Source organism: Natronorubrum sulfidifaciens JCM 14089, from assembly GCF_000337735.1.
GTDB classification, from domain to species: domain Archaea; phylum Halobacteriota; class Halobacteria; order Halobacteriales; family Natrialbaceae; genus Natronorubrum; species Natronorubrum sulfidifaciens.
In genome coordinates this window covers 1-12,244 of sequence record NZ_AOHX01000054.1, presented here as the reverse complement: position 1 = coordinate 12,244, position 12,244 = coordinate 1, and the positions used below count along the sequence as shown (strand labels likewise).

The 12,244-nt window shown below is 54.1% G+C and carries 4 protein-coding genes and 1 pseudogene; all 5 read right to left on the bottom strand.

What is annotated here, in order from left to right; genetic code table 11:
- Nucleotides 1–89: 89 nt before the first annotated feature.
- Nucleotides 90–4,013, bottom strand: a complete 3,924-nt coding sequence (locus tag C495_RS16530) for a helicase-related protein (RefSeq protein WP_049890404.1) — start codon at nucleotides 4,011–4,013, stop codon at nucleotides 90–92.
- A gap of 596 nt (nucleotides 4,014–4,609) precedes the next feature.
- A complete protein-coding gene (locus C495_RS16525) occupies nucleotides 4,610–6,841 on the bottom strand; it encodes a DEAD/DEAH box helicase (RefSeq protein ID WP_008164992.1) in 2,232 nt (743 codons plus the stop codon).
- A 28-nt stretch (nucleotides 6,842–6,869) separates the two neighbouring features.
- A complete protein-coding gene (locus C495_RS17435) occupies nucleotides 6,870–9,752 on the bottom strand; it encodes a DUF1156 domain-containing protein (RefSeq protein WP_083902510.1) in 2,883 nt (960 codons plus the stop codon).
- Nucleotide 9,753: 1 nt separating this feature from the next.
- Nucleotides 9,754–10,383: a DUF7680 family protein gene (locus C495_RS16515; protein ID WP_008164987.1), complete on the bottom strand. Its 630-nt coding sequence runs from the start codon at nucleotides 10,381–10,383 to the stop codon at nucleotides 9,754–9,756.
- Nucleotides 10,380–12,244 (bottom strand): annotated as a pseudogene (locus C495_RS16510) (hypothetical protein); the annotation flags it as partial. The gene C495_RS16515 and the pseudogene C495_RS16510, both read right to left, overlap by 4 nt.

Sequence of the window (12,244 nt, the reverse complement as noted above, 5' to 3'; positions counted from 1 at the left end):
GATGTGTATAAGAGACAGGGCCAAAAGACCAACTAATCTCTACGCCTCCGTATCGTTGGAGTGGAAATAGAGATGATTCGGTGCCCGATTTAGGATAGATCGGTCCGCTCCCTGTTTGTCAGAAAAGACTCTTTCCAAGTAGTCAGGGACCCCATCGATTCATCCTCTTCGATAGCACCATCTTCATCAAGCGATGCGAGGTCACCATTTCGCCCCCAACCACAAACAACCGATCGGGTGCTAGACTCGTCACGGTCCTCCGCTCGCTTTGAAAGCCGGGCTGGATTCTCACTCCGCTCTTGAATCACTTCAATAAGCTGTCTAAGCAATGGATTCCCTGGTGCGAGATAGTGGATCGATGAGAACTCATCGGCACACTCTGCCGAAAAAGTCACGACAATAGCATCCTCGCCGGAGGAAACGATTTCAGCGAGTGTGTGTTCACCATCAGACTCGGGGACGTTGGGCCCACTGTAAGTGAGGCGGTAGATCGTATCCTCAAAGTCGACAGCATCGGTATATTCACTCTCCATCAGGTCAATCTCGAGCTCACTAATTGGGGTGAACGTAATCCCTTCCTCTACGAGGGTTTCGTTTCCGACCAACATGGCCTCGAGACCCGACGTTTCGAACGGCTCTGTGTAGCTGTAGTCTGTCTCACCAATATCGATCAGATCTGGATGGATGTAGGACTGCCAGGCGTCGAGTTTCGCCTCGTCGATGATCTCTTGCCGGGTCGGTATCTCTACGGTTTCTAGGGATTCCCCGACGTCTACGCGATCTGCGTTCTCTTGATCCTCGATTTGCTCGGAAAACTCTCGGTCAGCCTTTTCGACGACCTCAGAACTGTTGTCACCTTCGGCCTCGAGGGTTGCGGCTCGAATCTGTTGACTAACGCCAGAAAGGACGGGTTGCATCTCTCCAACGACGTTCTCGAAGAGATTGATTCGGTCGTCGAGCCGTTCGTAGATGTCCGTCTCGACCGTATCTTCGTAGCTGTAGTTCAAGATCGTGATCTCGTTGTGTTGCTGGCCGATACGATCAATACGACCGATTCGCTGTTCGACTCGCATCGGATTCCACGGCAGATCGTAATTGATCAGTGCGCCGCATTCCTGGAGATTCAGACCCTCACTGGCCGAGTCGGTACAGATGAGAATACCGACGCTGCCCGAATCCGCCGAGAATTCTCGCTTTACCCGTTCCTTGCCAACTGTCGTCCACTCGTCGGCCTCGAGATCGTACAGCTCTCCGCCGCGTCCAGAGTACGTCGCGATTGTCTCACCGTAGATAGACACGAGGCTTTCTCGAATGAAGTCCATCGTATCCGTGTACTGCGTGAAGACGATGGTTCGATTGTGGCCGTCTTTATCCAATTCGTCAAGGTCGTCTCTGAGTTGGCTGATCTTCGGGTCTTGATCGATTCGTTCGAGTTCACCGACAAACGACTCCAGTTCCTCTATTTCTTCTTCTAACAGGTGGATACCTTCGTCTGTGACGTTCGGAACGACTTCCGCGAGATTTTGATCCTCGAGGTCGTCCTCAAGTTCGTCCAGTGCGTCGATGTCCTCGAGATCGTATTCGGAAAGCGTCTCGAGAACGACCTGTTCAGAGCCACGAGATTTGCGGTCCGCTGCTCGTTGTTTTCCTTTGAGCACGACCCGTTGGCTCCGGAGCTTCTGGAGTCGGGCCTGAAGGCTCTGCGAAATCGCGTAGACACTGCTCGTGAGTCGCTGTCGGTATGTGGTCATCACGAACCCGATAGCGCGCGATTCAGCCTCACTCGATTGCTGGGCAAGCTTGTAGAACTTTCGAGTGAACTCATCAATCCGGTCGTAGACGTGACGCGTCTCATCGGTCAGCTCGATCTTGCACTGCTCAGGATCGCGGTCTGGGACAGTCTCATCGAGTAGGTCGACCTGTTCGTATTTGCGGAGCGTCGGACGAGTGTTACGATGAATGAGCGCGTCCACCGGCGTCGAAGCGGACAGAACGTCCTGGACGACCTGCCAGCCCGCTTCAGTGAGTTCGTCTAACGCGTTGAGCCGGTCGTTCCGCGAAAACATCAGCCATTCCTCGTCGGCCTTCCACTCCGGATACAGGAGGAACTTCAATTTCTCGTCCTCCTTTGCGTCGAACGGATCGATATCGTATTCGTCGATAGCGGCCTCGAATGTCTCGATGTATCCGTCGTAGTGCTCACCGTAATCGCCAGCAAGGTCACAGGCTCGGAGAACTCGTTGCTTCGCGATGGAACGAGCATGCTGCTCGTCGCCCACGTCCATTTCATTGGCGACGGCGTCGAAAACTCGGTCGGAAAGACTCCGTTCGCCCGGCAGTCGGTCCTGGTAGCGTCCTTCTGTGAGTGTTGCCTGCGCCGACCACGAGTCATCGGTTGGCGTACTATCGGCCCCTAATTCCGACTTGAGCGCCTGTGAGAGTGCCTGTCGGGTTTCGAAGAATTTGGTGAACTCGTCTTTGTTGTCCCACTCACCAGGCAGGTCGAGCAACGACATGAGATCGTAGAGCTCGCCAGCGTGGAGCTGCATCGGCGTCGCAGTCAACAGGTAGTACGTCTGGGTGTGCTCACGGAGTTGCTCGAGTAGCGAATAGAAATTACTCCCTTTCCGAGCGTTGTGGGCTTCGTCGACGATAACGGCGTCCCAGACCCCCTCCCGATTCGCCAACGATCGGCCGCGGCAACTCGCCGGAACGTCGTCGCGTGTCCGGACCTGCTCACCGTTTTTCGGCGCAATCTGTTCCCATCGACCCGACATCCTGGCCGTATGCCAGGACATCACGACGATCGTCGGCCCGTCGATGGTATCGTCAGTTTGACGCTCGTGGAGGAACCGCCAGATAGGGCTGTTGACCCACGCCTGTTCGTGCGAGCCGGGATCGATATCAGAGACAGCTGGCGGTGAGTGTTCGCGACCAAACGCATCGATGAAGGCGTACTCGTAGTTACTGCCCCGATCGTAGCGGAACGCGTTCAGGTTAAACTTCTCCCAAAGCTCCTCCTGCCACTGAATGGTGAGGCTCGCCGGGACAAGCAGCAGTCCCGTCTCGAGTTCGTCGGTGAGACCGAGCCGAGAGAGCGTGAGACCCGCCTCGATGGTTTTACCGAGTCCAACTTCGTCACAGAGGAGGAAACTGTTCGGATAGGTACTGACGAGCGTATCAGAGACGACTCGCTGGTGTGGCCACGGCTCGATCGTACTCGCTTCTTCGGCGAGTGCGAGACCACCGGGGGTGAGGTGACCGTCAGCAACGATATTCGCTTTGTCGCGTTCGGTCGGCGGCGCTTCCCCACGGGCGATCTGGATCGCTTCCTGAAGTTCGGTTTCCGATTCGGGATCTTTCCAGTCGATGAGTTCCTTCTCGATAGCTTTGGGGAGATCGTACACTTCGACGTAGGGGTGTTTGTTCGACCAGAGGCGATCGAACGTCTCAATGTCTCCCTTGGCGTACGATTGCTGTTCCTTGATCCACGAACAGTGGACCTTGAATCGCTCGTAGTTTCGTTTCCAGCCACCGATCGTTTCGTTGACGCTGCCCTCGAAGGAGAGTGCGTTGTCGTCTGCGTCGTGGAAGATTCCCATCTTTGGATGGAAGATCTGCCAGTTGCCTTCGCGTGGGACGGCAACCTTGATGTGGAGTCGACCTTCGCGAAGTAGTCGAGCGAGGAGCGTGAGCTGTGCGTTCAACCGTTCGTCGTCGAGATCGTCGAGTGACTCCTCAAGTTCGTCGGTCAGTGCCTCGAGGACCGGTCGGTCAGTCTCGTACAGTTCGGTTCCAACGATGAGTCGCATTTCGCCGTCGTTCTGGAGAAGTGAATGTATCCCGCGGGAGGCAACTGCGAGGGCGCTGCTAGAAAAGTAGCCGGCGATACGGTCGTAACGGATACTTCGTTCGAGTGCAGGAACGTAAAATTCATCGACAAGGTACGGCCCCTCTGATTGAGGTCTGCTTTCGTAGACTGATTCCCAAGTGCGTTCAGCGAGACCGGACATCTATATTTACCTGTTCTCATTCAGGGCACATATCACTTAAGGGTCTATATCATATCTGATTCCGAAACTGTCGGCTCCCAAAACTATTTGGCTTTTTAGTATGAATAGGTCCCACATGGCAAGGAATAACCGTGATCGATATGGCTACCGCCATCGCAGTGATTCTGATTACAACGTTGGGGAGTCAAAACCTGGAGATGTTGGAGATAGTAAAGGAACGTTCCACGACCGTGCACGACAGAATGATGCCGTCATTGTTGATGGGAATGTTCGATCGATGGAGTCTCATCAACGGTCTTCGGTGGAGGCGGAAACAAACGAGTCCAGTTCTACGAATAGTACGTCACAAAAGAGTTCCTCGCAATCCACCACTGACACGATCTCACAAAAAGAGGCAGATGGAAAAGTAGTGACGCTCAGTGTCGACTCTTCAGGCGGTACCCGTGATACTATAGCGGAATACAAGAATCACCAAGTCCATATCGAAGGGGGGACCCCAGGCAAGTCGATTCGTGTTCGGTTAGAGAGAGGACAAGGATTCTTGATCGGACGTCAGGTTAGTGCTCGCGAATAGAGCAGATCAACCGTATTCACATTTACTCTCCGATTGATAACATCCGCTCTTGCGATTGAAGCCGGTCAGCTAGAGACGCGTAGAAGAAAGCACAACTCTCATCAGGTGATCGGTGTGGCGCTACTGTTCCCAGGGTGTCCCAATTACCGATCAGGACTAAGCGTTTGCGAGCTCGAGTGAGTGCGACGTTCAATCTCCGAGGCCCTTCTTCTGGGAACTCGAGGAAACCGCTGTGTCCCTCTTCATTACTTCGGACGAACGAGATAATAATCGCCTCGCGTTCGCCACCTTGGAACGAATCGATCGTATCGACGTCAACACGGGTAGGATCGTAAATATCGAGCCGGTTGACGCGATCGATCACCTTCCTGACTTGTCCACTGTAGGCTGTAATAACGCCGATGTCACTAGGATCGAGCCCGCTCTGCACCAGCAGTTTCACCTGTTTCGCAACTGCTTCCGCTTCTTCAATGTTATAGAGCGAATTTCCGTGAGCCTCTCGTTGCTCATCCCCGTCGATGTCAACTCCCATGATCGGTTTCAGATCGTCGACAGTCCAGTCGCGACATCGATCAGCCGTTTTCAGTTTGCCACCGTAGAACGCATCGTTCGGAAACGCTGCAATCTCTTCATTCATCCGATACTGTTTCCGGAGGAGAACGGAGATATCGTCGCTGTATCGCTCGAGAAGATACTCGAAGAGCGAGATGTGCATCTCCTCATCTTGCATCGACTCATCCGCACAGTACGGCGGGAGTTGTTTGTGGTCTCCAGCGAGAACGAGCTTTTGAGCGCAGTTGAGTGCGATCGCTGTCGCGGGCCGACTCGCCTGCGTCGCCTCGTCAACGACCGCGACGTCAAACTCGTTCTGATCGAAGTGGGATGCCCCACTGGTCGTTGCCGCGATGACATCGGCAGCTTTCAGTGATCGACCGACATAGTTCGCTTCGACGACTGAATTTCGAGTATTGTTCCCAACTCGTGCGATCGAGAGATCCATGTCCGGATCCTGCGCCATCGCGTGAAGCGTATCTTCTTCCGGTGAGCTTCGGGTGCTATCGCCGACCAGTAAGTTATCGACAGCTTGGTTCGAGTGAGCCGTCACCAAAACCGATTGTCCCTTCTCGACAGCGTGGCGAACGTACGCGGTAAGCGTCCGCGTTTTTCCGGTTCCCGGCGGACCGTGGATACAGACTACAGCATTCGCACTGTCTGCCCAGAGGTGTGCTTGATACTGGTAATCATTGAGCTCTATCTCCGGATCAGGGATCGCATACCTGTCGACGTTAAATTCGACGGGACGCTGTCCGGTCAGGAGTTCGCGTTTCTCCTCATTTTTCTTGACCTGGTTGATCGCCGTAAGGCGTCGTTCGAAGGGGATCGGATTCAATAGTTCGTGGAACCACAGCTCGACTTCGTCACTGGTCAGGATCTTTTCGGCAACGGCACGGTCACCGACAGAGCTCCAGTCAGGTAGAATAGTGATATTGGGCCCGTCGACGGAGATAATCTTGGCTTCAAGCGGGAACTGCTCGTCGTTCGCATTGGTGTCTGCAATACAGAAGTTCCCGCGGAAGAGTCCCTCATCCTCTCGAAGATCGATGTTGTCTTCGTCATCTTCGTCTTCATCCACCGCAATCTGGAAGACGTACGCCTGCTCACCGTTTTCCCCTGAGGTCCCCTCAATAGAGAGAAACGGACCGGAGACGTGATTCCGAGATATTGCTTCGTCGAGACCCAGCTCGGAGTAGGCCTCCCAGTTAGCCTCACGTTCGCTTTCGCGTTCGGTCCGAACGAACCCCCTCAAGTTCCGGAAGAACGCCGCTTGCTCGTCGCTACTCAGCTGATCGGACGGCTGAATCTGTTTGGGTGGCAGCTCGGAATCATCGATCGGCAGCTCTGGCTCCTCCAGATGGGATGGGAGCCAAAACCGAAGCCGCTGACCGATCTCGGTCGTCGCTACCGTCTCGAACGAAGCAGATCGCTTTGACCCAGAAAGACCGAATTCAGGGTCGTACCACCTTATTTGACCAGTACCTGGAGAATAGAAGACGTACTGGTCAATCAGCTCCGGCTCGTTGATCTTGAACAGGGGAATAATATACCTGTCTACGGAGGGTACTTTGATCCCGGCTAGCTCTTTCGCACGCTCTACGGCTTCTTCGACGTCAACGGGTTCGTAATCGTCGTCGCTAACGTCCGCACTGAACAGGTCCGCGTTCTGGTGTCGCCAGTTATCGAGTAAGCCTTCCATGTTGAGGGATTGGCAGGTGGTGTGTCAGTTAGTGATCTCCGAGCGTCGTCTGCGTCGTTTCATCGCCATCGTCTGCGAAGACGTTCGGACTGAAGTCCAGATCGAGTACGTCTCGAGTCCGACCGGCGGCGAGATCGCGTGCGAGTTCCCAGTCGTCGTGATCGTGGGGCAGCACCTGGAGTAGCGCCTTGAGGGTTGCCTTGAACGTCGAGTCGGTGTCGAAGTTCCGTTCTCGGAGCCAGTCACAGCAGGCGCTCTCGCCCTGGACGTCATAGACGTGCATCGCCGCGTGGACTTTGTCCAGCGCGAGGCTGAAGGAAAGGTCGTCCGGGTTCACGGGAATGCGACTCGAGCGATCCTCGGGCTTCTCGTTGATGTTCTGGACGCGATCGTCGTGGCTGCGCAGCGAAATGTCCCCGCGGCTCTTGCGCCAGGTCTTGGTGCTGCGCTTGATGTCGTCGATGTCAACGCCAATACCGAGCCCGAGCTGGTGGCCCTCGTCGTAGGAGAACGTCTCGGACTCGTGGACGAGCCAGCAGAGGATGTACCACTCGGTGACGTCGTCAAGTTCGTCGATCCCCTCAGCCTCGAGGTATTCGTCGACGAGGACCTGAGTTACGGCTTCGCGGGCTTCCTCAAGAGCACGTCGTGGTGGGACTTCATTGTCCTCGTCGTCGACGACTGGATAGGCATCTGCGAAAACACGGAGTGTTGGACCAAATGCGCTAATAATAACATCAGTCTTGGTGAGTGTTAGGCCAGATTTTAGTAAATTACGAGCGGCCTCCTTTGCAGTTGTTCGGGTATCAGTCTTCACGTCGTTCCATAAGCATGGAATATCAGCATCAGTGGATTCATCTTCTATTGGCTTTCGTCCTACTAAAATTAGCGTACTATCAGCGGATGCACTTTGCCGCATTCCCGCTCGTATTGGCATTTCACTAGTGATAGGGTGGGTAGATGTGATCGTGAAGCCAGATTTTATTAGTGATTTCGTGAGTGTATCCCATGCGTCTGTCTCCTTATGAGTGAACATCACCGTCATCACGCCACCTGGTTCCAAAACACGGTACAATTCAGAGAAGATATCTGCCATCTTGTTCTCATAATGTTCGTTAGCTAATTCTTTCTTTGATGAGTCTCCACCAGCGACATTGTCAAACCTTTCAGAATTTGCAACTGCTTCATCCTCTTTGTTGGTAAGCTTATCTGAGAAGAAATTTGGATAAACATCTTTAAGATATTCTCTTTCCCATACATAAAAGAAATCTGATAGTTCTGCATACATAACACTGCTGTAATAAGGGGGATCGATAACTATAGACTGAACAGTCCCATCGCTATATGGCAGATCAGCAGCATCATTGTTGGTTAATTCTGCCGGTCCAACCTCCCCATGAAGATACGATACGAGTTCTTCATATGACTCGATAACTTTCTCAGCATGCATCTCATGACCCATTTCCCCAATAGACATATTGTTGTCAACAAACACCCTGTTAAATGCGAAATTGTTCCCCTTTGAAGCGGGGTTGGGATATGCCCAGGTCATATGCCAAGAAGCCAGACGACAATTATAGTCAACCATTTTGCTTGCGGAAAAAGCAAGTAATGTTAGGATTGTGTCTGCTTCTTTATCATCATGTTTTTCTCGAATTTCTGTCTCCAGATCCCTTACGGCTTGGAGATATTCATAGTGGGCAACTAGCTGTCGGGGTGAAAATAAATCTCGCCACTCGGACATTCCATAATTAAGTGGTTCTCTTGTCTTTTTCCCCTCTGGTATTGGGGTGGACAATAGAGTCGCAATCTCGTAATCTTCTTTAACCCGTTTCTCAGCCTTCTTTAGTGCTTTCTGATCAGCAGCAGTAGGTGCTCGGTATCCAGGTGTGCCATCATTGTTTCTATATTTTATGCCATAAACAGAATATTCAAAGTTTCCACCGACTATCTTTTTCCTAACCTCATCGCTTTCAATTACAACGTCACAATTGAGGCATTCCGCATTACCTCCCCGGGAAACAGTACCTTCAGATGGATCAAAGTTACCTAATTCTTCTTCAGTTGGATCAATCAAGCAATCGAATTCTACACTCCCATTATCTGAGAAAGATGGGAATGCGACTACCGAAGTTCCACTGCCATTCGGATTTCTCACCCACCACTTAGGGACTAGTGGGATATCCGAACCACATGTTGGACATTCAATTACATATGTGCATACACTGCTATCTATGGATTGTCCTTCAGATTTATTAGGATAATACTCTGCAAGATTGTCTTGAGCACGCTCACGTGTCCTATTCACCCACTTCTGTATTGTTCCATTTAACGAGCCTACCTCTGGTGCAGATTCTAACAATACTTTTAGAAGCAGTGAGGGGACTGGATTAAGTTCGTTTGCTTTGGTTGGAAAGCCATATCTGATCGACTCGAACGGTATTACACCACCCCCTGCAGTTGGATCTAAAACAGAAGGGAGTTCACCATCCCAGTGCTCACGGATCCGGCCATGGAGTTCCTTTAGCTCAGTCTCATTTGGAGATGCAGTAAATGGCCGTGGATAGCCATAGTGTTCACCTAGAGTACCGTTGCGTTCACCTTCGGTGGCCTTCTTTTTCTCAACATATTCTGAGATATCCCCGATATCTTCTTTCGGCCCTATTTGCATCCACTCGAGCAACTCATTAGATTTGGTATCCCTAGGAAGGATAGACGAGAGTATTGCAAGACGAGATACTGGTGTAGGACGACGGGCAAACCATGGATGAAGATATCGATGGGGAGGCATATGTTTGGGATTACCCTCTTTCAGGTTTTCAATCCCAACTGCTTTCAGAGGGAGGCTCCCCTCAATAGCTAATGGCTTGAAATCATGATCCTCGGGGTCAATACGATTATTTGATGTCATTTTATTTTATGTGGTCCGTTAATAGCGTCCGCAATGCTTTCTCACCGTTCGGACTCGAGGGAGACCGACACTTCGCGTGCCAGTAGTAGCATTCCTCGTCACTCATCCGTGCGATACCTCGACAGAACGCTCGCATCCGATCGACGCGTTGAATCGGCTTGACGCCGACAAAGCCCACTGCAAGCCGGACTCCGGCCGTCTCGGGGAGGAAGACCTTACCCTGCCCGGAACCCGTCACGCTCGAGTCGTCGATTCCGGTGCCGCCGAGCGTCTCGCGAACCAGCGGCAGGATCGACCGTAGCCGGTTCCCGGACAGTTGTCTGATCTTCACGGCCGTCCACTCGTCCCAGTCCCAGTGATCGACCTCGAGGCTATCCGACTCGCCGAATACGTCCTCGAACGAATCAGCCACGAGTTGGCGGTTCGGATTCGAGCGTTCGAGTCGTTCCCGCCGGGCCGTTGCCTGGTCCGCAGGCAGCAACTCGTATAGCGTCAGCGTGCCGCCATCGGGGCCGCCATCTCGAACGAGTGCGAAGTTCGGACGGCCGCCGTAGACGCTACTACCGAGACCGCTGACTCCGGGCTGTTCCCGGGCCGACAGCGTGGACTCCGGCCGCGACTGTGACGTCATTGTTTGGCCTCTAGTGCGATCTCGGTCGGTCCTCGAGCCTGTACCTTCACGTCGATGTTGGTCTGTCCGAGTGCGTCCTCGAGCCCCGCTAGCAGATCGTCCTCGTCGTCTGTGATCGGCTCCGGTTCCGGGAGATTCACGCGGAACTTCAGATCGATCCGAACCGTGTCACCGAACGGGTCCGGCTGGTTCGTCACGCGAGAGAACTCCTCGAGGCCGCCTTGGAACCTCGCTTTGTACGTCGCGTCCGAGTCCGACGCCGTCTCATACTGCATCCTGACCGAGACGTGGTCAGCCCGGTCCTTGAATGCACCCTGCTGGGCGATGAACGACCCTTTCGAGAGTCGGTCCTCGCCACCGACCTCAACCGTGACCTGTGATAGGCCAGCGCCACCGTCGGACGCCGACGAAATCGCCTCGCCACGGACCTCCTTGAACGCTCGAGACGCTGCCATCAGACTCGTCGCGTGATCCCATTCGCGCGGCTGTGTTCCGGGGCCATCGATTACCTCTTCGTCATCCGATCCGCCGAGGTCGTCGTCATCGCCCTCGAGTTCGTCTTCAGTCTCGTCATCGTCGTCGTCCGGTTCTGGCGTCTCAGGTACCTCGAGCGAATCGCCGTGGACCTCGAGAAATGCCTCGATACCCGTGTAAACCACGTACCCGTCGCCGATCTTCACGTTCGAGTCCTGGATCGACGTCTGGACGTCGGGTGACTCGACGAGCGGTGTATCCTCGTCCCAGTTGTTCGGGTGTGCATCCGCGTCGCCGTCCCAGTAGACGGTCTCGCTCTCGCCGTCCCAGTAAACGTATCCAGAGTCGACCATTCGTTCGACCGTCTTTCGAAGCGGTTTCGTATTTAAGAGGTAGGGAAGGCCGGGCTTTTTCGCGAACTGGGTGACCAGCTGCTGGGTTGTCATGCTATCTTGGGTCCGCTGCCAGAGTTTTTGTTTGAAGAACGCCGTCCCCTTCGCGCTGGCGTCCGCTCGGATCAGACGATCTTCGAGCGTTTCCTCGACCGCATTGACGAGCGTCGTCCCACCGTTGGCCTCGGTCGCGTTGATCGTGATGTGGGTCAGGCCGTCTCGGTCGACGTAGTAGAGGTGCCGGTAGACGCCGCGAACGAGTTCGCCAAGCAGTCCGTGGGCCTGATCGCGGCGCTCTCGAAGCTCCTCAATCTGCTCGTTCGACAGGTCCGCGGTCTGTTGGGAGTCGTCGAGCAGGGCCTCGATCGCTTCGAGCTGTCGGGCCTCCCCAATCCCGCTCTTGATCCGCTCCTCGTCGGGTGCAAGGAAGAGGACATAGTTCTTGTAGACGCGGCTCTGGACCTGCCCACCGTGTTTGGATGCGGACTTCTCGTACAGCGTCTGAATCTTCTCCGGCGTGTTCTCGCCACCGTCGGACACCGGTGCAGTGTCCATGTGCATGACAGCAAGTTGTGGCTTCGAAATCTTGTCCGGGAGGTCAGCCGGTGACTCCGGGAAGACGACCGTCTCGAAGCCCCCGGTTCCGACTTCGGTTTCGAGACGCGATTCAAATCGCGATCGAGCTTGCGCGTCCGGCGTGTTGTCCACGCGCTGGTCGATGATCCGAATGAGGTTCGGATCGGACTTGAACCGAACGCGCTCCTCGTCATAGAGGTAATAGCATGCGACAGTCATGTCGCCGCCGGCCAGCGCCTCGAGTGCGGAGTCGTAGTTGTCGAGTCGGATATTCAGGTGCCCCAGTGTCGCGTTGAGCTCCGCGCGTGTCAACCCAGTTGCTTGCTCACCGTACGCGAGGCTGTGCCAGAGCACCGATGTCGTTAGATGACTCCCGAGTGGTGGAATTCCCTTCTCCTGTCTCTTATACACATCTCTGA

Excerpts from the sequence above, each read along its gene's own strand:
- C495_RS16525 (WP_008164992.1), bottom strand. The coding sequence starts at position 6,841 with ATGGAAGGCTTACTCGATAACTGGCGACACCAGAACGCGGACCTGTTC.
- C495_RS17435 (WP_083902510.1), bottom strand. The coding sequence starts at position 9,752 with ATGACATCAAATAATCGTATTGACCCCGAGGATCATGATTTCAAGCCA.
- C495_RS16515 (WP_008164987.1), bottom strand. The coding sequence starts at position 10,383 with ATGACGTCACAGTCGCGGCCGGAGTCCACGCTGTCGGCCCGGGAACAG.
- C495_RS16530 (WP_049890404.1), bottom strand. The coding sequence starts at position 4,013 with ATGTCCGGTCTCGCTGAACGCACTTGGGAATCAGTCTACGAAAGCAGA.